The following is a 24,268-nucleotide window of genomic DNA, read 5'->3' as shown; positions in this document are numbered from 1 at the left end:
CCAGCGCTTCGACGGCGACGATGTCGGTGGTCCACGCCGGGGATAGCCGATATCGGCAGACAGGCTTTCACGCTGACCGCTTCGGTGCGACTGCTGCCGGCCGGTCGCGTTCAAGGTCACTCGTAAGAGTCGAGCTGGTGTGTGGTGCGTTCGGGTACGCCTCGGTGTGGCGGTGTTGCAACATGTGCTCGCCGAGGTAGACAAGGAAGTTCGAGGATTACGGGGAAGGGTTCTCGGATGACTGGTTCTGTCGTGTTGCCCGGGAGGCGGGCTGCTGCACGGGCGTCGCGGCGGATAGCTACGCGAGTCACGGCTGAGCGCCGCGGTGTCGCCTGCGCTTGTTGGCATAGTGGGGGAGTGTGACGTGCCTGTTGACAGAATCGATGGGACGCCTGATGTGCGAGTGTCCGATGCCTCTGACGGCCGGATCTGCTCGGTAGGTGAACTGGGCGCCCAACGCGGACCGCTGGTCAGTGGGACCGAGGCCGGTGCGGCGTGGACGATCCCTCGGCAATTGCCACCGATACCGGCGCATTTCACCAGTCGCGTAGGCGAGCTGGAAGCGCTGGACCGCATCGCCGCTGCAGTAGGTGACGAACTTGGTGCTGTGGCACCGATAGCAGTGATTGTCGGACCTGGTGGTGTGGGTAAGACGGCATTGGCGGTCACTTGGGCTGTACGCAACTCGGCGCGGTTTGCCGATGGGCAACTCTACGCCGACATGCGGGGCTTCTCCGCGGACTCGGCAGCGCTGCCGGAAGAGGTGATGGCCGCGTTCCTCCGGGCTATGGGCGTGACGCCCGAGCACGTGCCGGTGCAATTGGCGGAGCAGATGACATTGTTCAGGACGGTCACGGCCGGTCGGCGGCTGCTGATCGTGGTCGACAATGCGGCGTCGGTTGCGCAGGTGCGTCCGTTTGTGCCGGCGTCGGTGGGGTGCATGGTGGTGGTCACGAGCCGGCTGCGCCTGGATGGGTTGTATTCCGAAGGTGCGCGGTCCGTGGAGATGGATCCGTTGCCGCAGGCTCAGGCGGTCGAGTTGCTGGCCCGTGCGGTCGGTCGACCGCGAGTGTCCGATCAGCAGCGGGAGGTCGTCGAGCTGGCGAGGCTGTGCGGCCGGATGCCGATCGCGTTACGGGTCGCGGCCGCGCGGCTGGCGTCGCGACCTCGCTGGTCGGTGGCGCGGGTGGTTGCCGAACTGAGTGACGAACGGTCGCGGCTGAAACGGCTTACGGCCGACGGTGACACGGTGGTGACCGCAACGTTCGATTGGTCCTACGAAGCTCTACCCGAGCACGTGGCCAGACTGTATCGGCTGATGAGTGCGCATCCGGGGCCGGACTTCGGGTCCGGTGTTGTCGCTGCGGTCGGGCAGATGACCGTTGAGCAGGCAGCTGACGGTCTGCAGGTACTGGTGGACACGAGCTTGCTGGAGGAGCTCGACAGCGATCGGTATCGCTTTCACGACCTGGTCCGCCTGCATGGTCGCGCGCAGTGGGATCAGGAGTGTGATGAGGTCCTGGTGCGGGTTGGGCAGTGGTACTTGCGGGAAATGACGCGAGCGAACCTGGTGGTGATCCCGCTGCGCTGGCGAGTCAGCCCTGTCGCAGAGCAGCTCCAGCACGAGCCGGCTCGGTTCGCCTCGGATCGAGCAGCTTTGGAGTGGCTGGCTGCGGAGCTGCCGAACGTAGTGGTGGTGCTGGAGGACGCGGTCGCGGACCGGCACGACGAGCTGGCGTGGCAGCTGTGTGAGGCGTTGTGGGAGCTGATGCTTTACCGCAAATTATACCCGGAGTGGCTGCGCTCGCACGAACTGGGCATCACCGCGGCGCAGCGTTGCGGCAACCGGGTGGCGGAGTCGCGGCTGCGTCATCAGCTGGGCCGTGCCTACCTGGATCTGGGGCGCCTGGGGCGCGCTGAGCAGGAGACGCGACGGGCAGCTGAGCTGGCGCGGGAGGTAAACGATCTGCGCAACGAGTCGGCGGCGCTGCAGCAGCTGGGGATGGTGGCGCGGGATCGCGGTGAACTGGAGTCTGCGGTAAGGCTGTTCACCGAGAGCTTGCTGTTGGAGCAGGAGCTGGGCATCGATCGCGGGGTGGCGTTGCGGCACCGCCGGATCGGGGAGACGTTGCGGCAGGCAGGTCTGGACACCGAGGCTGCGCGGCATCTGGAGGCAGCCGCGCAGTTGTTCGCTGAGATCGGGGACGACAAGAGTGAGGCGCAGGTGGCGCTGGGGCTGGCCCGGATCGATGCGCGATCCGGGCGTCCCGAGGCGGCGTTGAGCCGGCTGCGTCAGGCGCGAGGGGTGCTGAGCAGGTCAGGGTCAGCTGTGTATGAGGCGGAGGTGCTGCTGGCGCTGGCTGAGGTCTCCGACGGCGATGACCAGCGTGGCAGGGCCAGGGGTTACCTGGCCGAAGCTGTCGAGCTGCTGAGTGATGTCGGTGGCACCGCACTTGACCGCGCAACCGCGGCCTTGCGCAGGCTCGATGAGGCTGATCGAGGCGAGGGTGTGCAGCCGGTGCCCGGTGATCAGCCACAGGAAGGCGCCGACGGCGGAGACCTCGGCGGGGCCGGCGGGGATGAGGGTGATATCTCCGGTGTGATCGCCGAGCAGTAGCACTGCGGTGCCGATCGGCACCGCGACCATGGTGAGGCCGGGAAGCCGGTCGAACACAGCGGCCAGGGTTGATCGGCCGTCTGCTCGGCACGGCTGTGGCGAGGTGATGACGACGTCGGCGAGTGTCTGGCGGTTGCGCTGGTTGTCGCGGTGGGCGGTGAGGAGCGTGCCGTGATGGCGGTCTCGGCTGTATCGCCAGTGGGTCAGGCCGCAGCCGGCAGCAGTGGCGCTGGTGGGGTGGACGGTGATGATCGGTGTGTAGGAGGTCATGTTCTCACCAGCTTGGGCAAAGGGACGGGGGAGACCGGCACTTCCCGGGCAGGTTCGGGCAGGTTGAGCAGCCGGTACATGGTGCGGCGCAGGATGCGTCCGGCCTGCCCGGGGCGTGAGGTGAGCAGTTCGCGGATGGACTGCGGGAATCCGGTGGTGTCGCGGGCCTGAGCGGCGGCGCGCAGCTGCGGCTCGAGCGGCTGGTCCAGCTGCCAGTGGGGAGCGTGCCGGGCGAGGAATTCGGTCGGAGTGGCGGGCAGCAGCGGCCGGTCGGAGGTGTCGGCGAGCAGAATCGACGCGCCAATAGCCGCGCCGTAGCCGGTGACGGATCCGTAGTCGCCGATGACGTGGTCGGCGGCGACCAGTGCGGCGCGCCAGCCCTCCTCGGGCGGGACGAGGACGAGGCCGGCACGGAGTGCGTCAGCGAGCCAGGACCGTAGTTGCCACGGACTGTGGTGGGACCAGATCTGCGGGTGCACGGCGGCGACGATGCGATAGCGGTCGTGGGGGAGTTCGGCGACGACGCGGTCGAACATGTCCGGGTGGCGGCCGAACGCCGATCGTGGTGACCAGGTGGAGGTGACCAGGACGACCTGCTGGTCGTCGGCGGCGCCGAGAGCACGCCTGTACTGATGGCGGTAGGGGAGGCTGGCAGCGAGGCGGTCGAAGGCGATGTCGCCGGCGACGACGGCGGCGGGAAGCGCCGCCGGGCAGACCTGAGCGAGCAGGGCGTGCTCGCGGTCGTGGACGAGGACGATCGCGTCGGCGCGGAGGCGGCCTTCGCGCATCAGCTGATCAGGGCCGAGGTTGGTGCGCAGCTGGGGTGGCTGAGTGAAGGTGGTGCCGGGCGGGCTTCCGTTGCGGTACTGGCCGAATCCGCCGCCGTGCGGGACGAGCAGGGCCGGCGCGGCGAGCTGGTCGAGTCCAGCGACGCTGCCGGCGAGAACGAGGTCGAGGCGGCTACGGCGGGCTTGGGCCCACGGCAGCACGGCGGCGCCGTGAGCGTGGAGGAAATCGCGGGTGGCTTCCCAGTTGTCGTCGTCGTGGGGGTCGCTGAAGACGACTTGGATGCGGTGATCGGCCTCCAGCAGCGGCATCAAATCCAGCAAACGGGTACCGGCGACGATATGCGGCACCAGCACGAGTACGGATTTCGTGCCGCGGCGGGTGAGCAGGTGCTGATCGGCGTGATCGATGGGACTGCGTACCCATGTGGTGGCGCTCATCGCATATGTCTCCCTCGCATCGTGGGCTTGAACCCAGGTTGCTGGGACAGCTTGTGAAACAGCTTTCAGTCTGTGCATCGGGTCATTGACAGTTGATCAACATTGATCGTCAGTGGAGGCTTTCCGGTGCTGTGAACGGCTGGTGCGGCGTGAGTCTGAGAGCGTCGCGGCGGACTCCGGATTCGTCGGCGCAGGGTCCCTTGTGTCCGGTAATGCGATCGCGGAATAATCGGACAACGTTGCGCATCTGTGACCGCCGCTGCTGGTAAGGCTTCAGAGACGGCAGGTTCTGTCGTCATGCTGTTGAATCGTGTTCGGTGTCCGAAAAATGTCATGGACCCGGATCGAGGGGCAGAAAAGTTGTGTCGGCCTGCTGGTTTGCCGACGTGTATTCGATCAGCGGTGATCATCATTTCAGGACACTTGTGGCGATGAACTGGCTGTCCGTCTGGACAAATGCGAAAATGTTGAGGGTGGAGAGGGCTGACGGTGGGTTCGCCATGGGGAGGGGTCTGGTGGAAATCGGGTTCGGAATTCTCGGGCAAACGGTCTTGCTGCTGCACGGGAATCTGGGCGTGAAGCCCGTGCGCGGGCGTCCCGGCAAGGTACTGGCCGCATTGCTGGCCCAACCGAACCAACGAGCGTCGGTGGACACCGTCGTGCAGTGGGCGTGGGACGAGCAGGAGAACCCGCCACAGGACGGCCTGGGAACGCTGCACCAGACAGGCGCCCGGCTGCGTCAGATCTTCCAGTCCGAAGGTGTTGATCCAGGTGTCGTCAGTATCGGCAAGGGCGGATGCCGCTTGGGTGTCGATGATCAGCAGATCGATTACCTTCAGTTTCGGGCGATGATGTCGCGTGCGCGCGAGTTCCACGACCGGGGGCAACACGATCGCGCGCACGTCGAGGCGCTGGCCGCGCTGCGGCTGCGACGCGACGAGCCACTGGCGGATTTGCGGGCCGACGCAGCTGATCAGTGGCGCATCCGCTGGCAGCGCAATGAGTGGGTGCCGGCCAACGCGTTCGTGGCCGCCCAGCAACTGCTGCTCGGGCAAACCGAGTTGGCCGTGGCACGTCTGGAAGAGCTGGATGCGGCTCATCCGATGGAGTTGGGCCTGGCGAAGCTGCGGATCCGGGCGTTGATGGCCGCGGGTCGAGGGCTGGAAGCGTCCGAGTACTTCCGGCGGATCCGCCGGGAATTGCAAGAGTCCGGCGACCTGCATGCCGCTGATGACCTGCTCGCGCTCTACAACGAGGTGATCAAGCCCGGCGCCGTTTCCTTCCCTGCATCGGTGAGGCCGGTTCCGCGAGTCATGGAGACGCCGGAGGTCGAGGAGCAGGTGCTCCCGGTGGTCTGGCACGTTTCGCCCGATGTCGGCGGCGTTGTCGGGCGCGACGAGGTGATCGCGGAGCTCGATGCGTTCACCACGGACTCGGCCGGCCTGCCGCGCGACGAGGTGGTCATGCTCACCGGGGCGCCGGGGGCGGGGAAGACGACGGTTGCTCTTCGGTGGGCGCACCGGGCTGCGGGGCGTTACCCGAACGGTGTGGTCATGCTCGACCTGCGCGGCGATGGCCAGACCGCAGGGCGTACGGCGGCGGATGTGGTCGAGCTGCTCCTGGAGCTGATGGATGTCCAGGTCGATCAGATCGTGTCTCCGGTCGCGCGAGCGGCACGGCTGACCCGGTTGCTGGCGCAACGCCGGATGCTGGTGATCTTGGACAACGTGGCCCGCTCGGACCAGGTCGAGCCGCTGCTGGGTGTCCTGGCGGGATGCACGGTCGTGGTGGTCACCCGACAGCGGTTGTCGGCGCTGCTGGCCGCACGAACGTGTCCCGTGGTCACGGTGGCGCCGCTGTCGGTGGAGGCGGCACGCGAGCTGTTGGAACGGCGGATCGGGTTGCGGGCCCGGCAGGATCCAGTCGGCACGGGCGGGCTGATCCGGCTGTGTCAGGGCAACGCACTCGCGTTGACCCTGGTGGCAGTGCGCGCGGCCGCGCGCGCGGGTATGCGGTTGACGACGCTGGCCGAGGCGCTGCGCGACGCGGACATGCTGCTGGACCTGGGTAACGACGGTGACGGGCCGGGGCGGAGCCTGCGGTCGGCCTTCACTCTGTCGTTTCAAGGTTTGGGATCTGCTGAGCAGCGCACCTTTTCGATGATCGGGCTCCATCCCGGGGTGGAGGTGGCCTCGGACGCGGTCGCCGCGGCGGACGGGCGGTCGGTGTCGAACGTGCGGCGATCACTGGACGTGCTGGTCGCGGCGCATTTGATCGAGCAGCCCGGCGACCTGGACCGCTACCGGGTGCACAACCTGCTGCAGCTGTACGCGGCGTCGCTGGCCCGGAAGCTTCCTGATATCGAGCAGGCGCGGCGCCGGCTGCTCGAGTACTACCTCCTTACCGCGTACGAAGCGCACCAGGTCGTTTACCCAGGCCGAGACCGGCCGGAGATGCCGCAGATCAGTGAGGATGTCGTCGCGGCGCAGTTCACGACACCGGCAGCAGCGCGACAGTGGTTCCTGCGCGAGCGCACGACCCTCACTACGTCGGTTCAGCTCGCGGCACAGGCGCAGTTGCACGAAATCGCCTTTACTCTGCCGTCGCTCACAGCAGACGTGTTCGACCGGCACGGTCACTTCGGTGACATCATCACCGGGTTCACGGTTGCGGCGTCGTCGGCCGCGGCTGTGGGCAACGCATACGCGGAGGCGTCGAGCTTAAACGACCTCGGGCACGTCTTGCTGCTGATGGGACAGGACTCGCGCGCGGAGCCGTACTTGGAAGCCGCGTTGCGTTTGGTCGACGAACACGGCATCGGGATCGGCCGGGTGACGGTGATGCTCAACATGGCACGGCGGCACCTGCACGCCGGTCGAGTCGAGCAAGCGGTGACCATGGCCCGGGAGACGCTGGCGTCGGCGAGGGCACTGGAAGAGCCGGAGCGATGTGGCGCGGCTCTTCACCGGCTCGCGGACGCGCTTCTGGAGCAGGGCGGTCACCAGGGCGAAGCTATCGAGCTGTACCGCGAGGCACTGGCGGTGCGTGAGCACATCGACGACGGCCCGGGTCGCATTCTGACTCATATCGCGTTGGGCGACCTGCTGACCCGGATGGGGCGCCAAGAGGCAGCCGATGAGCAATGCCGAAAGGCGTCGGCGCTGGTCAGCGTGAGCCAGCATCTGCCGGCGGCGATGAAGTTGAACACCGTTCTTGCACGTCTTCGTCATGCCGAAGGTCAGGACCGTGTCGCGTTGCAGCACGCTCACCGGGCGGTCGAGCTCGCAGATCGGTCTGGGCATGCGACGGGCAGGGGGAGGGCCCTGGACACGCTGGCTCAGATCTTGCGGGATCGGGGCAACCTCGACGACGCTCGTGCGTTGTGGCTGCGAGCAGCGCAGTTGTTCCGGGATCGCGAGCGGGTCGGGCAGGCGCGGCGGATCGAGGCATTGCTGGAGGAGCTGGATTTCGCGGTGATTCCACAGGCTCGTGACGGCGACACCGTCGCGATGCCGTCTCCGCAGCTGTTGCTGTCGGGGCGTGCCCAGAGAAGGTCAGCCGGTACCAAAGACCCGATGTAGAACCAGTACTCCGAGCCAGGTGTGGAGGGCCTGGCCCCATCGTGTCGACAGCGGCGCTCACTGGATGAGCGCCGCTGTCGTGTTTTCCGAGGAGGGACACACGGACGCGTGAATGATCCTCCTGAAGGCCCTCGCGAGTACGAAGCATGGATGTGACAATCTGCGCCTATATGTCAAATGCGGGCGCCCAGGTCGGGCCTCTTGCGTCGGGTTCGCGCCACGTCGAGTCGCGCGACCTGTTGGGCGTTGCCGACTGTTACTCGTTGTGACATGAACTCGAGCGCATAGTTGACTCGTTGTGGTCGAAGCGAGGTCTGGTGCGATGATCGAGGATTACGGAGCGAAGTAGAAATTATCCCCTGGTCGGGCAGTGTGTCGGCGAGTTAAGGTTGATGATCTTCGAAATTAGCGTTGAGTGTTGCTGACGGTAGCCTGATCAGTAGGGGAGGCCACTGTTGGGTGAACATTTGTCAGCCGGTAGTGTCTCGGCGTCCAGTAAATCGTGGCTGCTGATACGCGGCCACCGGGCCCTGAGGTGGACGAGTTGAAGCTGTTCTGGCCTTCGGTCGCGGTTGCGTCCAGCGTCGTATGGGTGCTCTCGGTGACGGCTGCGTCCGCCGAGGCGTCGACTTACGGCCCTGTCGGCACTGCGGTTTCGGAGCCGACGTACATCCCTGCCCTCGCGGCGCCGTATGGCGTGAAGGAAGAGCCGCAGGCCTCCACGCTTCACTGGCGCTACTACTGACGTGCGTGGGCGTCCGGCTAGGGCCGGGCGCCCGTCGGGCGGTGCGGTGAGTCGGCCCGGTCGCCGGGGTCAGTGAAGATGGTTCGAGAAAGTTGACGCCTTCCGCGGTCGGCCCCGGCCGCGGAGCTCGACACCTGCGTCGAGCAGCATGCGTTTGGTGATATCGCGGCCCAGTCCGAAAGTTTTCCCGGTCTCCACGATCGACTTGCCGCTGTGATAGGTCTCGACCATGCCCGGGGGTGCGGGCGGCATGATCGGCCGAGGCGGCCGGAATTCGACGCCTTGATCTTCCAGTACGGCACGTAAAGTTCGAAGACTGCCATCGAAGCCGTCCATGAGGACGCTCAATGTGTCACCGTCCAGATACCGACGTCGCAGCTCTTTGGCTTCCTTGAGAGGCACGTCGGCGGCAAGTCGCTGTGGTCGCCTGAACGGTTGTCGCGTCTTTCCGGCCTCGCTCATGAGATCACCGCCGCCCCAAGTAGCCGATCCGGCATCGCTGAAGCGCGTGCGCCATCGCCACATGCGATCTGAGGTGCTTATCCAGGCAAAGGCACGTGTGACCACGTGTGCACCGCCAGACGTGTTCTACTTGTTCGCTCGTGTGAGCGACATATGAGTTTGCCGCGGTCATCGCAGATTCACTCCCTGATCTGCGAGCGTGGTCCTGGCTATGTACCGGTCGGCGGGACAACTGACCAGTATCCGGGCGTTCGGACAGCATCAGTGATCCGTCCGGCGCGGCTGCCGCTTCCACACGGTTCAGGTGTGGACGGCCAGGCCTACATGACGGCATTGCGGCGGGCTCAGGTTCGCGGAGCCACTGAGCCGTCGCGATGCTGCTCGGCATGAGAACGGTCATTCCAGGTGGAAAGTGCATGCGGACGTGTGCTGTCGATGAAGGCGGACACTTCACTGTCCCGGTCACAGTCGTTGCCTCGGCCGTTGTTGTTACGGCCGGTCGCCGGTGCGGTTCGGGCGTGTATGGCTGTGCCGGGGCGTCGGCATCGAGGGTCACCTCGGTTGTTCCGGCGCCATTTCGTGTCGGATACCCGCGACGCTGCGGGGGCGATCAGACGTGCCGCCGGCGGGATGTGTTGCTCCGGCCGGCCGGAGCAACACCATGGCCGCGGCCTTGAGTCGAGTCCTGATGTGCAGGTGGCGTCGGCCCGGACGAAGGGCGGCGGGTTGGCCGTGGCCCGCGCAGAGCACGCTGCGGGTGGTATGGATGCCGATGGCCGGCTAGGGGGACGCAGGTCGGCATGGTTAGTGGGAGACCATGACAACGCCGTTTCGTGGTGAGGCGATGAGACCAGCTGGGCTCGGTTGCAGCCGAGCGCGCAACCGAGAGGGAAGGGTCGACGGAGCGAGTACGTCGCCGGTGAAGTGGGCGCGGCCCAGCGCCTCTGTCCCGTTACATGGTCGGGCTCCGGCCAGCGCGCACTAATCGGCGGGCAACCAGGAACAGCCGGCCAGCATGTGGGGAGTAGCCGGTCGAGCGCAGCGTCGTCGGGAACAATCTCGGTGACTACAGGTTCTCGTGGCGTCCGGGTCGGGTCGAAAATGTTCGCGGTTCTGGTGACGTGGCGGAGCTGAGGCCTCGCTGCTATGTGCGAAGGATGCGGACCAACTCGAGATGCTGCTGCAGGCCATTGAGTATCGGGACACGGGAGCACAGTGCATTGACGGCTGGATCGACTCGGCACGCAAGAGCCTGAAACCGAGGCCGCGCGACGCGTCGCTGAGGCAGCGATCGCTCTGTCGCCACTGGCATGGCGAGACCGCAGACGGCAGACGCAATCGTCGCGTTGCTGGCCGTCGCCGCTGCTCAACGTGCCTATTGTGCTGGTTTCCAAAGCCTCCGAGTGCACCAAATCCCTCGGTGACACGGTCGAAGAATCAGACGGAATCGCTACCCCAGCCCTCCGCAGAGGGTGGCGATCCATCTCGGCGGATATCAAAGCGGTCTGTGTGAACTGCTTGCCCTCACCTGTTCAGACCAGAGCGGTGCGCGCCGCGGGGAGGTCGTCGGTCCACTCGTCGGTGAAGCTGCTCCGCTTCACGGCCGGGACGGCGGCGCACACCCGGAGCCACGCCTTCATCCCCTGGCGGGCCAGGACGTTGTCCGAGGTGAACCGGTCGGCGAAGGAGCGTGACGTGTTCACGGCTTCGAAGCCGTACGCCAGCATCCGGCGTTCGTACTCGCCGACCGCGTCGGTCAGGCCGGCTTCGCCGCGGTGCACGGCCTTGAGCTGGTGGGCCAGCAGGGCCGCGTCCCGGAGGGCGGTGTTGGCGCCCAAGCCCATCACCGGGGTCATGTTGTGCACGGCGTCGCCGATGAGGGTCACCGGGCCGGTCGGCCAGGGTTCGACCTGGGTGGCGGACTTGAACGCGATCGCGTGCACGCCCGCCGGGTCGGAGTCGGTGACCATGCGGCGCAGGTCCGGGTGCCAGCCGCGGATGTGCTCGGCCACGACGTTCTGCAACGCGGGCCCGGGCAGCGACTCCACGTCGGCCGGATAGCCGGCGCGTTTCGCCGCGAACGCCCAGAGCACGTAGTCCTGGACGTCGTCGAGGAGATCGGTGCCGGTCAGGCCGGACGCCGTCAGGTCGATGCCATCGTCGACCGCTTCGGCGGTGCGGGTGCGGCCGTCGAAGACCGCGGTGAACAGGAAACTGCCGCCCGGCGGCAGCACGATGTTCATCCCGCCGCGGATCCGCGACGGCAGCCAGGCGCGAGTCTCGTCGGTCAGCGCCAGCCGGCCGGCCACGCCCACCGCGCCGGTCGGCACCCGGTGCGCGTGCGGCAGGAGCTGGGCGCGCACCCGGGAGTTGGCGCCGTCCGCGCCGATCAGCAGATCGCCGGTCGCCGTGGCGCCGTCGGCGAAGTGCGCCGTCACCGTGCCGTCCGGGTCGGTCTCGTAACGCTCGAACGTCCGTCCGAAGTGGACGTTCTCGCCGAGGCCGGCCAGCAGCAGCCGCCGCAACGAGATCCGGCTGACCGCGCGGTGGTCGCCGGTCCCGCCGGTCATCAGCTCTTCCTCCACGAAGAGCAGCTCGCGCAGGCGGTGGGTCTGGAAGCTCAGGCCCGCGCCCGGATCGCCCGCGGTGGCGGCGAAAGCGTCCCACAGCGGGCCCGGCAGGCAGCGGCGCAGGGCGCGGCAGCCGAACCGGTTGAGGTGGATGCGGTAGCCCTGCAGCCAGTCGGCCGCCTCGCTGTTGCGCTCGTGGACCTGGACGTCGACGCCGGCCGCGGTGAGGGACTGGGCCATCGCGAGCCCGCCGATGCCGCCGCCGATGATCAGTGCTCTCATGTCTGTTCTCCCCGGTTGGCCAGCAGATCCGTCAGTTTGTCCAGCACCCGGTCGTGCCAGGTCACCTCGGCTTCGAGGCGGATGAGCACGTGGTCGAACCCCAGCGGCTCCAGGCCGTCGAGGTAGGGCCCCGCGTGTTCCTGAAGGTGTTTCCAGGACGCGAGTTCCGCGACGAGCGCGGCCCGACGGTCCTCGACCAGCGCCCGCAACGTCACCTCGTCGAGGTCCTCGGTGTAGGCCAGCGCCAGGTCGACCGGATCCGGGCGCAGCTTGGTGGTGGTGAGGATGGTGTGGCGCAGCACGGAAAGCTCGCGCCGGCCCTCTTCGGTGATCGTGTAGACCGTCCGTTCGGGCATGTTCCCCACGCGTTCGGTGCGCAGCGCCTCGATGACGCCCTCGTCCGCCATCCGCCGCAGCGCGCCGTAGAGCGAGCCGGGTTTGACGTCCGCCCAGAGCTCGGTGCGGTCGACCTGCGCCGCCCGCCGGATCTGGTGCCCGTGCATCGGACCGCCCCGCGCCAGGGCGCCGAGGATGAACAACCGAACTGCTCCCATGTGAGTACTCAAACACGAGTACTAGGGTCTAGTCAAACGCGAGTAGTCCGTGAGGGGTTCAGAGCGCGCCGAGCAGCCGGGCGATCTCGTCCGCCGGATACGGCGTCTTCCGGTTATCGCCGTGCAGCGCGAAGTAGAAGTCGTTGACGACGGTGGCGAGCGGGGCGTACCGGCGCAGGAGCGCGGCCGCGTCCGGCGGCAGCTCCGGGACGTCCCGCCCCGCGGCGCAGTCGCGCACGAAGTCGTTGCGGACACGCGGGTGCGGCCACGCCCGCAACGGGCGGACGATCCGGTTGACCAGGTGGGCCAGGACGTAGGCCCGGTCGTGCGTGGTGTGCTCGGCGAGGAACTCCGCCTCGGCGTCCGACAGCTCGAACCGCGACGACAGCGTGAGGCCGAAGTCGGTGAGGCACAGCCGTCCGCCGTCGGTGACGATGTTGGCGAAGTGCGCGTCGAAGTGCTGGACGTCCTGCCCGGCGAGGAAGTCCGTGAGGCGCCGGAGTTCGTCGTCGACGAACCGGACCGGCGCGTCCGGCCACTCGGCGAGCGTCCGCGGCAGGTGTTCCAGGAACAGCACGAGATCCGTGCTCGACGCGTCGAGGGCTTCGAGCCGTCGCCTTACGCCCGGGTCGTCGTGCCAGAACGCGACGTCCCGCTCCAGCTCGGCCGGCGGCAGCGGCGCGCGCGGCAGGCCGGGGCGGACGCACCAGTGGTGCAGCAGCGGGAAGTTCTCGCACGCGCCGGTGCGGACCCACTCGCTCGCGTCGCGGTGGGCCGCCAGCTCCCGCCACGCGCCGCCGCCCGCGGAGCCGACGCCGTAGTGGTACCAAGGCGGCAGGCCGTAGTGGTCGGCGGTCGACCCCTCGTGGCGCAGCTCGACGTCGGTGAGCGCGATCCGCTTCACGAAGACGGGCTCGCCCGCCACCCGCGCGAGCCAGGTCGTGCCGCCGATCCCGCTGCCCAGCGGGGTCGCCGTCGCCAGGACGTCCAAAGTGGACAGTTCCGCCGCGATCCGCTCGTGGCGGGCGAGCCGGGTGCTCGTCACGCTCGCTCCGGGCGGGCGCCCACGAGGATCTGGTGGATCGCGGGGGCGACGGTCGCGACGAGCTGCTCGGTGTCGGCGGCGACGAGCACCGGCACGCCGATGATCTGCCTGCTCGTGACGATGCCGACCAGCATCGCCGCCGCGAGACCGGCCCGCAGCATCGCGTCGTCCCCGCCCCGCCCCCGGGTGCCGTGCAGCAACCGGGACTGGATGAAGTCGCGCAGCTGCGCGCTCGCGTGGTCGTTGGTGATCGCGCCGCGCAGCATCGCCATCAGGGGTTCCGACTCGCCGGCCGCGCCCTCCCAGGCGCCGAGGTACGCGCGGACCACCCGTTCGCCCAGGTGCTCGTCGGGACCCTCGAAGGCGGTGTCGAACCGGTCGAGCGCGGACCGGGGAACGGCCATCACGGCCGCGAACAGCTCGTCCTTCGAGCCGAAGAACTGCATCACCTGCGACGCGTCCACCCCGGCGTCGGCGGCGATGCGCCGGATCGTGGTCGTGGCGAAACCGTCACGGGCGAACCGCGCCCGGGCCGCGTCGAGCACCACCTGCCGCGTGCTGCCGCTGCCGGGCCGGCGGCCACGGCGCGTCCCCGCCGCGGGGTCTTCCTGCGTGGTCATGACCCGAATGTAGCGGTCGGCCCGCCGATCTCAACGGGTGTTGAGTTCTGAGCGGAACAGACGTACGGTCGGCGTCATGAGTGAAGACCAGAGGGTGTTCGTGCCGTCCCGGCCGCTGCCGGCCGCCAGGACCGGCGTGCTGACCGGGTTCGACCCCGGCACCCGGACGCTGGCGGCGGGGTTCCGGGTCGCGCCGCAGTTCCGGGCCCTGCCCGTCGACGTCGTGTTCGAGAAGGACGTGGCGGTCCGCCTGCGGGACGGGGTGACGATCCACGTCGACCTCTTCCGCCCGGCCGGTGCGGAGCCGGTGCCGGTGATCGTGGCGTGGAGCCCGTACGGCAAGGGGCAGGGGACCTCCGCCAGCGCGATGGGCGTCTTCGGGATGGTCGGTCTCGACAACGGGATCGTGTCCGGGCTGGAGAAGTTCGAAGGCCCGGACCCCGCGTACTGGTGCGCCCGGGGCTACGCGATCTGCAATCCGGACGTCCGCGGCGTGGTCGACTCCGAGGGCGACAGCGTGCTGTGGGACCGCCAGGAAGGCCGCGACTGCCACGACGTGATCGAGTGGCTGGCGCAGCAGGCCTGGTGCTCCGGCAAGGTCGGCATGAGCGGCACCTCCTACCTCGCGGTCTCCCAGTGGTTCACCGCCGCCGAGCAGCCCCCGCACCTGGCGGCGATCAACCCGTGGGAAGGCGTCAGCGACGTCTACCGCGACCTGGTGATGCGCGGCGGCATGCCCGACACCGGGTTCGCCCGGCAGCTCCAGGAGGGCAGCTTCTTCGGGAAGAACGGCAAGGAGGACATCCTCACCGAGGTCGAGCGCCACCCGCTGGTGAACGACCTGTGGGAGAACAAGATCCCCGACTTCGGCCGGATCACCGTGCCGGCCTACGTCGTGGCCAGCTACTCCAACACGCTGCACACGGCCGGGACGTTCCGCGCGTGGCGGCGGATCGCGTCGCCCGAGAAGTGGCTGCGCGTGCACAACAGCCAGGAGTGGCCCGACTACTACGACGAAGCGAACGTGGCCGACCTGCGCCGCTTCTTCGACCACTACCTGAAGGGCGAGGACAACGGCTGGGAGCGGACGCCCCGGGTGCGCTACGCGATCCTCGACCTCCAGGGCGGTGACCAGGTCGGCGTCGCCGGGGAGGAGTTTCCCCCGGCGGACGTCACGTCGACGAAGTACTACCTCGACGGCCGCTCGCGCGCGCTGACGACCACGGCCCCCGCCGACGAGACCGCCGTGACCTACGCGGTCGACGCGAACCCGGACGCGGTGTCCTTCGTCGTGCGGTTCGACCGCGACACCGTGCTGGCCGGTTACCCGAAAGCGCACCTGTGGCTCGAAGCGCGCGGCGCCGACGACATGGACGTCTTCGTGCTCGTGCAGAAGCTCGACGCCCACGGCACGCCGCTCCAGGCGTTCACCGTCCCCAACCGGGGCGCGATCGTCCACGACGTGACCGAGCACGGCGCGACGATCCTGCGGTACAAGGGTTCCGACGGACGCCTGCGCGTCTCGGCCCGCCACCTCGACGAGGCCCTTTCGACTCCCGACGTGCCGGCCCACAGCTTCGACCGCGTGGAGCGCCTCTCGGCCGGCGAGGTCGTCGACGTCGAGATCGAGCTGCTCCCGGTCGGGCTCGCGTTCCACGCCGGCGAGCAGCTGCGGTTCGTCGTCAGCTCGCGGAACCTGCTGGGCACCATGATGCCCGGCATCCGGGAGTACACCGGCGCCAACAGCGGGCAGCACGTCGTCCACACCGGCGGCGAACACGCCTCCTACCTGCAGCTTCCCGTCCGGCAAGCGACGGCCGAACCGGCACCCTGGGTGCGCTTGGCCGGCGACGACCACGACGGGCGCGTCGAGCGGTTCGAGGTGGTGGCCGCACGGCGGGCTTTGGCGCTGCTGAAGGGAAAGCTCGGCCGCGAGCGGCTGCTCGACCTCCTGCGGGACGAGATCGCGGCCGGGAGCGCCTTCCTGCGCGAACAGGTCACGCTCTCCGCCGGGGAGGAAACGACCGGCACGACGACGTTGCGTGCCCACGGCATCACCGCGGCACAGTTCACCGAATGGCTTTCGCGAGCCTTCGGCCGGGAGGACGTCCTGCTCGCGGGCCACCCGAAGCACTACTCGATCCACGCGGCCGGCGGCCGGGTGAACATCGTCGAGACGCTCGGCGAGCACGTCTGCTCGTTCTTCATGCGCGAGTGGGACGACTCCGCGACGCCGGGAGCGGAGCCGCCGCCCGGCGGTCGCCGGTCGCGCCTGGTGCTGGAGGACGGCACCGTCGTCGGTTCCATCGCCAACGCGTTCGCCGAGGAGGAGGGCGGGTTCACCGCCCGCCTCTCGGTGACGCTGCCGGTCACCTGTAGCCCGCAGGTGATCGAGCACCACCTGCAGCACTTCGCGGTCGAGTTCCGGAACTGGATCCTGGGCGCGGCCGCCGAGCAGCCTGGTCAGGCGTCGGCGCTCAAGGCCGGATGACGGTGAGCGCGAACCGCGCCTGCTCCTTCGCCGCGTGGCCGACGGCGTCGGCGATCTCGTCGAGGCCGAACTCCGTGACGGCGAACCCGCCCAGGTCCAGCAGACCCGCGCGGGCCAGCGCGATCAGACCGGTGTTCGCCTCGCGCGGGGCCAGCCACTGCCCGCGCACGGTGATGTTGTTGCGCATCAGCCACGGGTAGGGCAGCGCGAGGTCGTCGCCGCCGAGCATGCCGACGCCGCCCATCAGCACGACCCGGCCGTACTCGCGCACCGACATGGCCGCGGTCCGCGTGACGGCCGCCCCTGCCGACGGCGGCAACAGGTCGAGGACCACGTCGATCGGGCCGGGCGCCGTGCTGCGCATCCGCGCGGTGTCGTCGTCGCCGGTGAGCCGGACGGTCCGGACGCGCGCGCCGAACCGGCGTTCCAGGTCGGCCAGCGCGTCGGCGTTGCGGCCCGGGGCGACCACGCAGGCCGCGCCCATCGCGAGGGCGACGGCCACGCCCGCGCTGCCGAAGTTGCCGGTCGCGCCGCTGACCAGCACCGTTTCGCCCGGCTGGAGCTGGGCGGCGAGCAGGCCGCCGTAGGGCACGAGACAGAGGGAGAGCGCGGCCCACCGGCCGGCGTCGGCGGCGTCGATCGGGCCGAGCGGGACGGCGTTCTCCGTCGGGACCAGCACCTGCTCGGCGTAGGCGCCGTGGCCGAAGTGGCGTTGCAGGAACAGGCCGCCTTCGCCGCGTGCGCTCAGCCCCTGCAACGTGATGTCCGGCGTGCGGGCGTCGTCACGGGAGCGGATGGTCGGGTCGCACAACACCCAGTCGCCGGGCTTGAGCCGGGTCGCGTCCGGGCCGGTCGCGCGCACCCGCCCGACCGCGCCGGCGCCGGGCACGACCGGCAGTGTGAGCAGGTAGTTCCGCTCCCCGCGGAACACTTCCCCGGCGTAGGGCAGCACCGGTGCCGCGACGACGTCGACGAGCACCTCGCCGGTGCCCAGCACCGGATCGGGCCACTCGCGCACGGACGGCATCGTGCCGAATTCTTCGAGGACAGCAGCTTTCATAAGACCAGCCTTCGCGTTCCCGGACGACCTATCCAGGCCTGGTATCATCCTGGGACTGTTGCGTGCCACCCGGAGGTCGACGATGGCGGACGTGGCCCGCGCCGGGCTGGGGGAGTTCCTGCGGTCGCGGCGGGAACGGCTGAATCCGGTCGCGCTCGGGCTGCCGGACCGGCGCCGCCGCCGGACGCCCGGGCTGCGTCGCGAGGAGGTCGCCGAGCTGGCCGGCATCGGCGTCGACTGGTACATCCGGCTGGAGCAGGGCCGCACGGTGAGCCCGTCCACGGAGACGATCGAGGCCTTGGCCGGCGCCCTGCGGCTGGACGATGCGGAGCGCGCCCACCTGCGTGAACTGGCCCGCAACCCGGCGCGGACGGCGTTCGCCCGCGAGTCCGTCCCCGACGCGACGCGGGGGCTGATCGAGAACCTGACCCAGCCCGCGTACGTCACCGGCCGCCGCTGGGACGTGCTGGCCTGGAACCGCGCGGCCGTCTCGCTGTTCACCGACTTCGGCAAGCTGCCCGAGGCGGACCGGAACGTGCTGGTGTTCCTGCTGCTCGACGAGCGGGGGCGGCGGCTGTTCGGGCCCGGCTGGGCGGCGCAGGCCGAGCACACGGTGGCGCAGTTCCACGCCGCGCACGACCTGTGGGCGCCGGACCCGGCGTTCACCGCGCTGGCCGGCCGCCTGCGCGCGGGCTGCCCCGAGTTCGCGGGCTGGTGGGAGCGCCACGACGTCGTCCACAGTGGACCCGGCCGGAAGACGCTGTACCGCCCGGAGCCGGTGGAGTACGAGTACGCGACGTTCCAGGCGAACGAGGACCCGGCGCTGCGGTTGACGCTCTACGCGCCGGCGCGGCGCCCGCGGATCAGCGGCAGGTAGACCTCGTCGACGATCTCCACGAGGACGTCGTCGTCCACTGTGGTCAGTCCACGGGTGAGGTATTCGTTGCGCAGCAAGGTGAGCGCGACGGTCGCGACGCGCGGGTGCAGCGACTCGGGCGGGGCCTCGCCGCGGGCCACGGCGCGGTCGAGGAGCGTGAGCCACGCGGTGGTGCCGCCGTCGCCGGCCTGCTCGTGCAGCTGGGCCAGCAGGTCCGGGTCGTCGCTGACGCCGGCCAGCAGGCCGCGCAGGATCTGGGCGGCGGGGGAGGAGGCGCCGCAGTTGACGGCGCGCAGCAACGCGAGCGCGTCTTCGCGCAGGTCGCCGGTGTCGGGCGGACGCAGCGTGTCCTCGGCCAGGTGCCGGTAGGCGGCGACGCCGAGCGCGGCGCGGTTCGGCCAGCGGCGGTAGATCGTGTTTTTGTTGGTGCCGGCCCGCTGGGCGACGCCTTCCATGGTCAGGCCCGGGTAGCCGGCCTCGGCCAGTTCGTCCGCGGCGGCGCGCAGGATCGCGTCTTCCAGTTCGGCGCCGCGCCGCCGGGTCTTCGTTTCGGTCATCGGTACTCACCGTACCTTGTCGATAGGGTACGGTACGTACCGTACGCTATTTCTTCTGGAGGGCACCCCTTATGCGAGCCAAGGGCATCGGTTACGACACCGGAATGGCGGTCGGCGGCACCATCCGCCGCCCGTTCGCACCTGAGCTGGTCCGGCGTGAGCTGACGATCATCCGCGACGACCTGCACTGCACGGCCGTCCGGCTGTTCGGCACCGACCTGGACCGGATCGAGTTCGCCGCGCGGGAAGCGGCCGCCCTCGGGCTGGAGGTGTGGTTCTCGCCGTTCCCCTGGGACGCGCACCCGGAGCAGATTCTCGAACAGCTCGCCGACGGCGCCGAGCGGGCCGAACGCCTCCGCGTCGCGGGTGCCGAGGTCGTGTTCGTCACCGGCGCCGAGCTGAGCCTGTTCAACCACGGCTTCCTGCCGGGCGACAGCCTCCCGGAGCGCACGGCCGGGTTGTTCGAGCGGTCCCCGGAATCACTGCGAGCACTGGCCGAACTCCCCACCCGCGTCAACGACTTCCTGGCCCGCGCGGTCGAGGCGGTCCGCGCGCGGTTCGGCGGCCGGATCACCTACGCGTCGGTCCCGCTGGAGCGCGTCGACTGGACGCCGTTCGACATCGTCTCGGTCGACGCGCACCGCTCGAAGGAGGTCGAGCACGTCTACCAGGAGGGCATCCGCACGCTGGTCGCGGCGGGCAAGCCGGTGGCCATCACGGAGTTCGGCTGCACGACCTACCGCGGCGCGGCCGACCTCGGCGCCCGCAGCGGCGAGATCCTCGAGTACGACGGCGACATCCCGGTCCGGCTGAACGGCGACTACGTCCGCGACGAAGAGGAACAGGCGGGCTACCTCCGCGAGCTGCTGAAGGTGTTCACGGAGGAGGGCGTCGACGCGGCGTTCGCGTGCACCTTCATCTGCTACGGCCTGGTGCACCGAGCGTCGCCCCGCGAGGATCTCGACATGGCGAGCTGGGGCGTGGTGAAGGTCCTGGAGGAAGGCTCGGGGGAGACGTACCCGGGCCTGCCCTGGGAACCGAAAGCCGCGTTCGGCGCGCTCGCCGCCTGCTACGCCTGAGCCTCGCCCTTCATCAGCTCCTCGATCTTGGTGATGATCTCCCGATCGGTAGCCACGCTGAGAACGGTGATGCCCTGCGGGCCGGGCGCGCGATGCAGCAGTCCGAGCTTCACGGTCAACCACGCACGCAGGTCGGCAAGCTCCTGACGCGCGGCGTCGCGCTCCGCGCGCAGGGCGTCGATGGCGGCGGTGGGATCAGGCTCCGGGGGCATGTTCCGATCCTGCCGGATCACGGCACCGGGGACAGCAACTTCGTCCTCGCGGCCGCGAGTTCACGGCCGTCGTGGCCGGTGAAACGGGGCACGAGCCGAGCGTATCCGGCCCGGCGCGGTGGCCGCCGCACGGTGTCCGGGGTGACACTGGGGGCATGACAGCCGTCGACCGACAGCGGGCACGTCCGCTGCCGGCGACCTCCCGGTACGACGCCACGCCACCCCTGCGACGCGGTGCGCTGCTGGTCACGGCGTCGCTGGCCGCCCTGAGCGGGGCGGTGACCACGGCCGCCGCGGTGCCCGCGCTCTGGCGGCTCTGGCAGCTCTACGCGATGTTGTTCGGCGTCTTCGCGGCGGTCGAAATCGTCGCCGTGGCCGCCGTGCTCGGCTGGCCCACGCGCAAGACCGCCCACTTCGCGGCCCTGACCGCCGCCGTGGCGCTCGCACTGTGGGTCGTCAGCCGGCCGCTCGGGCTGCTGGCGCGGTTCGACCCGTGGCAGCCGGCGGACACAGTCGTCGGTTTCACCGACTACGTCGTCGCCGCGCTGCAGGTCCTCGCCCTGTTCGGGCTCCTGGTCGTCGCCCGGCGGCGGGCGCACCCGCGGCCGTCCACGCTGCGGCGCGTGTCGGCGTGGATCGTGCTGTTCCCCGTGCTCCTGCTGGTCCTGGCGACCGGCACGGCCGGGGCGGTCGCCGCGGGCGACGGTGTCACCGGCACCAACGCCTCGATGCTGCTCGACAGCACATCCAGCACCGTCGAGTACTGCCGCCCGGCGGGGATCCCCCTGGCCATGGACGTCTACCAGCCCCAGCCGTCCGCGACGCCCGCGCCGGTCGTGCTCTACCTGCACGACGGCGGCCTGTTCCTCGGCAACCGCAAACCCGCCGGTCCGGGCGCGCTGCTCGACGGCCCGCGGTTCACCGCCGTCCGCGACGCGCTGACGGCCCGCGGCGTGGCGGTCGCCTCGATCGACTACCGCCTCGCCCCCGCGGCGCCGTGGCCCGCCCCGCTCACCGACGCCAAGTGCGCGGTCCGCTTCCTCGCGGCCAACGCGACGGCGTTGCACCTCGACCTGGCCCGCATCGCGGCCTGGGGCACCGGCACGGGCGGCACGCTGGCAGCCCTCCTCGGCACCGCGCCGGGTTTCGACGCCGGCCAGTACGCCGGGGTGCCGAGCACGGTCCACGCGGTGGCAGCGGTCGCCGCCCCGGCGGATTTCACGGACTTCACCGGCCTCGACGCGGTCACCCGCGCCTCGATCCTGCTCGCCCTGGGCCGCGCGCCGGCGACCCTGCGCGAGGCGAGCCCGCTGACGTACGCGGGCCCGGGCGCCCCGCCGTTCCTGCTCGCCGGCGGCGGCCGGAAGTCGGCGGAGTACGCGAACCGCCTGCGCGCGGCGGGCGACCCGGTGACCACGGGCGACGGCGGCCCGGCCGAAGTGACGGACTTCCTGGTCACCGCCCTGCGCTGATAGCTTGACGGCGTGAGCAGCGGACGCGGACTCGTGGCACCGATCTTCGGTGACCACTCCTACCGCTGCGACTTCTACGGTTGACCGGCCCCGCTCCGGGCCCCTTCACCGCGTCACGCGGTTTCTTCGTCAACCGTAAGGAAAGTCATGACTCTGCCTGCCACCGGCTGGGCGCTCAAGCACATGCCGCTGACCGCCGCCGCCGTCGGGGACCACGAGGCGCTGCTCGCCGGGCGGCGGCTCGCGATGTGCCTGCACGTCGAGCCCAAGACCGCCGCGCTCGTCACGCTCCTGGCCCGCGCCGGGGTCGACGTCACCCTCACCGGCTCACCCGGCACGACCCACGACGACGTCGCCGACGACCTGCGCGCGCTCGGCGTGAAAGTGCACACGCGCCGCGCCGACGACGACGCCGACCACGCCCGCAACGTCGCGAAGGTCCTCGAAACCGAACCGGACCTCACGCTCGACAACGGCGCCGATCTCACCCTGTCGCTGCTCGAATCCGGGACGTCCTCGGGTTACCTCGGCGGCACCGAGGAGACGACAACCGGCGGCCTCCGGCTCCGGGAGCGGCCCGGCGGCGTCACGCACCCGGTCGTCGTGATCAACGACTCGCGGCTGAAACTCCTGGTGGAGAACGAGTTCGGCGTCGGCCAGAGCGTCGTGCAGGGCTTTCTCAACGCCACCAACCTGATGGTGCCGGGGATGCGCGCCACGGTGCTCGGCTACGGGCCGTGCGGCAAGGGCGTCGCCGACACCCTCGCGCGGCTCGGCGCGCGCGTCGCCGTGTGCGACACCGACCCCATGCGCGCACTTCAGGCCATTTTGGACGGTCACCGCGTCGGCGTCGCCGAAGAAGCGCTCGAAGACGCCCAAGCCGTCTTCACCGCGACCGGCGCCCCCGGTGTCGTCGGCGCGGCCGAGCTGGCCGCGCTGCCCGACGGCGCCGTGCTCGCCGGCGTCGGCCACTTCGCCTGGGAGATCGACGCCGAGGCGCTGCGGACGGCGACCGTGCGCACGATCGAGTACGGCGACCCCGGCCGCCGCACCGGGCACGTGCTGACCGGCGGCCGCGAGATCGTCGTCCTCGACCACGGCCGGATGCTCAACCTGACCGCCGCCAACGGGAACTCCATCCAGGCCATGGATCTCGGCCTGACGCTGCAGGTCCGCAGCCTCGCGGCGGTCTGCGCGGGCGGGTTGGCCCCGGTGGTCCAGCCGGTCCCGGCGGCCGTCGAGCGGCGGATCGCCACGGACCTGGTCGAACGGCTCCGCTGAAACCCGGGACTTGCCCTGGAGCGCGCTCCAGGTCCTAACGTGACGGGTACGCCGACCGCACGTCAGGAGAAAGTTTCATGGAGCTCGGTTTTCACCTTCCCATCTTCGACATCGAAGGCGGGACGACCGCCATCGCGGGCGAGCTCGCCCGCGTGGGCACCGCGGCGGAGGAGGCCGGTGCGACCTGGTTGTCCTTCATGGACCACTACTTCCAGATCGAGCCGACCGGCCTCCCCGCCGAGTCCAACATGCTCGAGGGCTACACGACCCTCGGCTTCCTCGCCGCCCACACGTCCCGGATCGAGCTCGGCCTGCTCGTCACCGGCGTGACCTACCGCCACCCCGGCCTGCTCGCGAAGATCGTCACCACCCTCGACGTCCTCTCGGGCGGCCGGGCCGCGCTCGGGATCGGGGCCGCGTGGTTCGAGCGCGAGCACCACGGCATGGGCGTGCCGTACCCGCCGGTCGCCGAGCGCTTCGAGCGGCTGGAGGAGACCCTGCGCATCACCGCGCAGATGTGGGACCCGGAGAACAACGGGCCGTTCGAGGGCAAGCACTACCAGCTGGCCGAGACGCTCTGCTCGCCGCAGCCGATCAACCGCCCGAAGGTGCTCATCGGCGGCAGCGGGGAGCGCAAGACCCTGCGGCTGGTGGCGCAGTACGGCGACGCCTGCAACCTGTTCGCGTCCTCGCCCGAGGACGTCGCGCACAAGCTGGACGTGCTGCGCGGGCACTGCGACGCAGTCGGCCGCGACTACGACGAGATCCGCACGACGATCCTCGCCAACAACCCGCGCCCGACGCCGGACACCCGCGACGAGTTCGTCCGCAGCATGGCCGACTACGCGAAGCTCGGCATCCGGACGGCCATCATCACCCCGACCACGGGGGCGCCGGCCGCCTGGATCGACGGCATGGCCCCGGCCGTGTCTCAGCTGGCGGAGTTCTAGCCCGCCACTCGCCGGTCCGCTTCGAGGATCCGGGCGGTCACCAGCCCGGGTCGCTGGAGTGAGAGGGCATGGATCGTGCGCGGCACGACTTCGACGTCGAGCAGCGGGTCGAGCACCTTGACCCGCTGCTCGACGTCGCGCGCGGGGTGGATCACGCTGCGTTCGGCCAGGATCAGCCGGGCCGGGACGCGGAGCGCGCGCAGCGCCGGTGTCGAAGCCCACCTGATCGGCCGCGGCATGACACACGACCTGGTCGTGGTCAACGACGCCGCCGGGCGATCGCCGTCCCGAACGCCCAGTGGGGCACCTTCGACCCC

The 24,268-nt window shown here is 69.8% G+C and carries 19 protein-coding genes and 1 pseudogene; 10 read left to right on the top strand and 10 right to left on the bottom strand.

Going from position 1 to position 24,268, the window contains the following annotated elements; all coding sequences use genetic code 11:
- The first annotated feature begins 364 nt into the window (after positions 1 to 364).
- Entirely contained in the window at positions 365 to 2,617 is a 2,253-nt protein-coding gene (locus tag OHS58_RS20490; protein ID WP_326954445.1) for an ATP-binding protein, read from the top strand.
- Positions 2,618 to 2,883: 266 nt separating this feature from the next.
- Here the strand turns inward: OHS58_RS20490 and OHS58_RS20485 are convergent, their stop codons facing one another.
- Entirely contained in the window at positions 2,884 to 4,113 is a 1,230-nt protein-coding gene (locus OHS58_RS20485; protein WP_326954444.1) for a hypothetical protein, read from the bottom strand.
- A 515-nt stretch (positions 4,114 to 4,628) separates the two neighbouring features.
- Between OHS58_RS20485 and OHS58_RS20480 the strand changes: the two genes are divergently transcribed.
- Complete coding sequence (locus OHS58_RS20480) at positions 4,629 to 7,694, top strand: AfsR/SARP family transcriptional regulator (RefSeq protein ID WP_328649469.1); 3,066 nt, start codon at positions 4,629 to 4,631, stop codon at positions 7,692 to 7,694.
- 544 nt (positions 7,695 to 8,238) lie between these two features.
- A complete protein-coding gene (locus tag OHS58_RS20475) occupies positions 8,239 to 8,439 on the top strand; it encodes a hypothetical protein (RefSeq protein ID WP_326954442.1) in 201 nt (66 codons plus the stop codon).
- Positions 8,440 to 8,508: 69 nt separating this feature from the next.
- On the opposite strand, the gene OHS58_RS20470 is transcribed toward OHS58_RS20475, so the two are convergent.
- Positions 8,509 to 8,901 carry a hypothetical protein gene (locus tag OHS58_RS20470; protein ID WP_328649468.1) on the bottom strand — a complete coding sequence of 131 codons (393 nt, stop codon included), beginning with the start codon at positions 8,899 to 8,901 and terminating at the stop codon, positions 8,509 to 8,511.
- 1,144 nt (positions 8,902 to 10,045) lie between these two features.
- On the opposite strand from OHS58_RS20470, the pseudogene OHS58_RS20465 reads away from it, so the two are divergent.
- Positions 10,046 to 10,224: pseudogene (locus OHS58_RS20465) on the top strand (HD domain-containing protein); the annotation flags it as partial.
- A gap of 209 nt (positions 10,225 to 10,433) precedes the next feature.
- Here OHS58_RS20465 and OHS58_RS20460 read toward each other — a convergent pair.
- Genes OHS58_RS20460 through OHS58_RS20445 form a run of 4 tightly spaced genes read right to left on the bottom strand, consistent with a single transcriptional unit; the run spans position 10,434 to position 13,972 of the window.
- Positions 10,434 to 11,753, bottom strand: coding sequence for an FAD-dependent oxidoreductase (locus OHS58_RS20460; protein ID WP_328649467.1), 1,320 nt, complete (start codon positions 11,751 to 11,753; stop codon positions 10,434 to 10,436).
- Positions 11,750 to 12,307, bottom strand: coding sequence for a PadR family transcriptional regulator (locus OHS58_RS20455; protein ID WP_328649466.1), 558 nt, complete (start codon positions 12,305 to 12,307; stop codon positions 11,750 to 11,752). The genes OHS58_RS20460 and OHS58_RS20455 overlap by 4 nt, the downstream gene beginning before the upstream one ends.
- Positions 12,308 to 12,365: 58 nt before the next feature.
- Entirely contained in the window at positions 12,366 to 13,352 is a 987-nt protein-coding gene (locus tag OHS58_RS20450; protein ID WP_328649465.1) for a hypothetical protein, read from the bottom strand.
- Positions 13,349 to 13,972, bottom strand: coding sequence for a TetR/AcrR family transcriptional regulator (locus tag OHS58_RS20445; RefSeq protein WP_326948188.1), 624 nt, complete (start codon positions 13,970 to 13,972; stop codon positions 13,349 to 13,351). The genes OHS58_RS20450 and OHS58_RS20445 overlap by 4 nt, the downstream gene beginning before the upstream one ends.
- A 76-nt stretch (positions 13,973 to 14,048) precedes the next feature.
- Between OHS58_RS20445 and OHS58_RS20440 the strand changes: the two genes are divergently transcribed.
- Positions 14,049 to 16,463 (top strand): CocE/NonD family hydrolase, encoded by a 2,415-nt coding sequence (locus tag OHS58_RS20440; protein WP_328649464.1) that lies wholly within the window; start codon positions 14,049 to 14,051, stop codon positions 16,461 to 16,463.
- On the opposite strand, the gene OHS58_RS20435 is transcribed toward OHS58_RS20440, so the two are convergent.
- A complete protein-coding gene (locus OHS58_RS20435; protein ID WP_328649463.1) occupies positions 16,450 to 17,523 on the bottom strand; it encodes a zinc-binding alcohol dehydrogenase family protein in 1,074 nt (357 codons plus the stop codon). The genes OHS58_RS20440 and OHS58_RS20435 overlap by 14 nt on opposite strands.
- Before the next feature lie 82 nt (positions 17,524 to 17,605).
- Between OHS58_RS20435 and OHS58_RS20430 the strand changes: the two genes are divergently transcribed.
- Entirely contained in the window at positions 17,606 to 18,400 is a 795-nt protein-coding gene (locus tag OHS58_RS20430) for a helix-turn-helix transcriptional regulator (RefSeq protein WP_326948192.1), read from the top strand.
- Here the strand turns inward: OHS58_RS20430 and OHS58_RS20425 are convergent.
- Positions 18,361 to 18,957: a TetR/AcrR family transcriptional regulator gene (locus tag OHS58_RS20425; protein ID WP_328649462.1), complete on the bottom strand. Its 597-nt coding sequence runs from the start codon at positions 18,955 to 18,957 to the stop codon at positions 18,361 to 18,363. The two genes, OHS58_RS20430 and OHS58_RS20425, sit on opposite strands and share 40 nt — an antisense overlap.
- A 71-nt stretch (positions 18,958 to 19,028) precedes the next feature.
- Between OHS58_RS20425 and OHS58_RS20420 the strand changes: the two genes are divergently transcribed.
- Positions 19,029 to 20,036 carry a hypothetical protein gene (locus OHS58_RS20420; protein ID WP_328649461.1) on the top strand — a complete coding sequence of 336 codons (1,008 nt, stop codon included), beginning with the start codon at positions 19,029 to 19,031 and terminating at the stop codon, positions 20,034 to 20,036.
- On the opposite strand, the gene OHS58_RS20415 is transcribed toward OHS58_RS20420, so the two are convergent.
- Positions 20,027 to 20,248, bottom strand: coding sequence for a hypothetical protein (locus tag OHS58_RS20415; RefSeq protein WP_328649460.1), 222 nt, complete (start codon positions 20,246 to 20,248; stop codon positions 20,027 to 20,029). The genes OHS58_RS20420 and OHS58_RS20415 overlap by 10 nt on opposite strands.
- 155 nt (positions 20,249 to 20,403) lie before the next feature.
- Between OHS58_RS20415 and OHS58_RS20410 the strand changes: the two genes are divergently transcribed.
- The 3 genes from OHS58_RS20410 (at position 20,404) to OHS58_RS20400 (ending at position 23,951) form a co-directional block, all read left to right on the top strand.
- Entirely contained in the window at positions 20,404 to 21,720 is a 1,317-nt protein-coding gene (locus OHS58_RS20410; RefSeq protein ID WP_328649459.1) for an alpha/beta hydrolase, read from the top strand.
- A gap of 147 nt (positions 21,721 to 21,867) precedes the next feature.
- Positions 21,868 to 23,001, top strand: coding sequence for an adenosylhomocysteinase (locus OHS58_RS20405; RefSeq protein ID WP_328649458.1), 1,134 nt, complete (start codon positions 21,868 to 21,870; stop codon positions 22,999 to 23,001).
- Between the two features lie 77 nt (positions 23,002 to 23,078).
- Complete coding sequence (locus OHS58_RS20400; RefSeq protein ID WP_247049773.1) at positions 23,079 to 23,951, top strand: LLM class F420-dependent oxidoreductase; 873 nt, start codon at positions 23,079 to 23,081, stop codon at positions 23,949 to 23,951.
- Here OHS58_RS20400 and OHS58_RS20395 read toward each other — a convergent pair.
- On the bottom strand, positions 23,948 to 24,190 hold the full coding sequence (locus tag OHS58_RS20395; protein WP_328649457.1) for an alpha/beta fold hydrolase: 243 nt from the start codon (positions 24,188 to 24,190) through the stop codon (positions 23,948 to 23,950). The two genes, OHS58_RS20400 and OHS58_RS20395, sit on opposite strands and share 4 nt — an antisense overlap.
- Positions 24,191 to 24,268: the final 78 nt, after the last annotated feature.

The organism is Amycolatopsis sp. NBC_00348 (assembly GCF_036114655.1).
GTDB lineage: Bacteria > Actinomycetota > Actinomycetes > Mycobacteriales > Pseudonocardiaceae > Amycolatopsis.
Note: the sequence above shows the minus strand (reverse complement) of the source record. Positions and strands in the feature narration are given on the sequence as shown.

What these genes read in the sequence shown, in the direction of transcription:
- OHS58_RS20470 (WP_328649468.1), bottom strand. Translation starts at nt 8,901, where the DNA reads ATGAGCGAGGCCGGAAAGACGCGACAACCGTTCAGGCGACCACAGCGA.
- OHS58_RS20400 (WP_247049773.1), top strand. Translation starts at nt 23,079, where the DNA reads ATGGAGCTCGGTTTTCACCTTCCCATCTTCGACATCGAAGGCGGGACG.
- OHS58_RS20430 (WP_326948192.1), top strand. Translation starts at nt 17,606, where the DNA reads ATGGCGGACGTGGCCCGCGCCGGGCTGGGGGAGTTCCTGCGGTCGCGG.
- OHS58_RS20440 (WP_328649464.1), top strand. Translation starts at nt 14,049, where the DNA reads ATGAGTGAAGACCAGAGGGTGTTCGTGCCGTCCCGGCCGCTGCCGGCC.
- OHS58_RS20415 (WP_328649460.1), bottom strand. Translation starts at nt 20,248, where the DNA reads ATGCCCCCGGAGCCTGATCCCACCGCCGCCATCGACGCCCTGCGCGCG.
- OHS58_RS20420 (WP_328649461.1), top strand. Translation starts at nt 19,029, where the DNA reads ATGCGAGCCAAGGGCATCGGTTACGACACCGGAATGGCGGTCGGCGGC.
- OHS58_RS20435 (WP_328649463.1), bottom strand. Translation starts at nt 17,523, where the DNA reads ATGAAAGCTGCTGTCCTCGAAGAATTCGGCACGATGCCGTCCGTGCGC.
- OHS58_RS20405 (WP_328649458.1), top strand. Translation starts at nt 21,868, where the DNA reads ATGACTCTGCCTGCCACCGGCTGGGCGCTCAAGCACATGCCGCTGACC.
- OHS58_RS20485 (WP_326954444.1), bottom strand. Translation starts at nt 4,113, where the DNA reads ATGAGCGCCACCACATGGGTACGCAGTCCCATCGATCACGCCGATCAG.
- OHS58_RS20395 (WP_328649457.1), bottom strand. Translation starts at nt 24,190, where the DNA reads ATGCCGCGGCCGATCAGGTGGGCTTCGACACCGGCGCTGCGCGCGCTC.
- OHS58_RS20410 (WP_328649459.1), top strand. Translation starts at nt 20,404, where the DNA reads ATGACAGCCGTCGACCGACAGCGGGCACGTCCGCTGCCGGCGACCTCC.
- OHS58_RS20425 (WP_328649462.1), bottom strand. Translation starts at nt 18,957, where the DNA reads ATGACCGAAACGAAGACCCGGCGGCGCGGCGCCGAACTGGAAGACGCG.
- OHS58_RS20445 (WP_326948188.1), bottom strand. Translation starts at nt 13,972, where the DNA reads ATGACCACGCAGGAAGACCCCGCGGCGGGGACGCGCCGTGGCCGCCGG.
- OHS58_RS20460 (WP_328649467.1), bottom strand. Translation starts at nt 11,753, where the DNA reads ATGAGAGCACTGATCATCGGCGGCGGCATCGGCGGGCTCGCGATGGCC.
- OHS58_RS20455 (WP_328649466.1), bottom strand. Translation starts at nt 12,307, where the DNA reads ATGGGAGCAGTTCGGTTGTTCATCCTCGGCGCCCTGGCGCGGGGCGGT.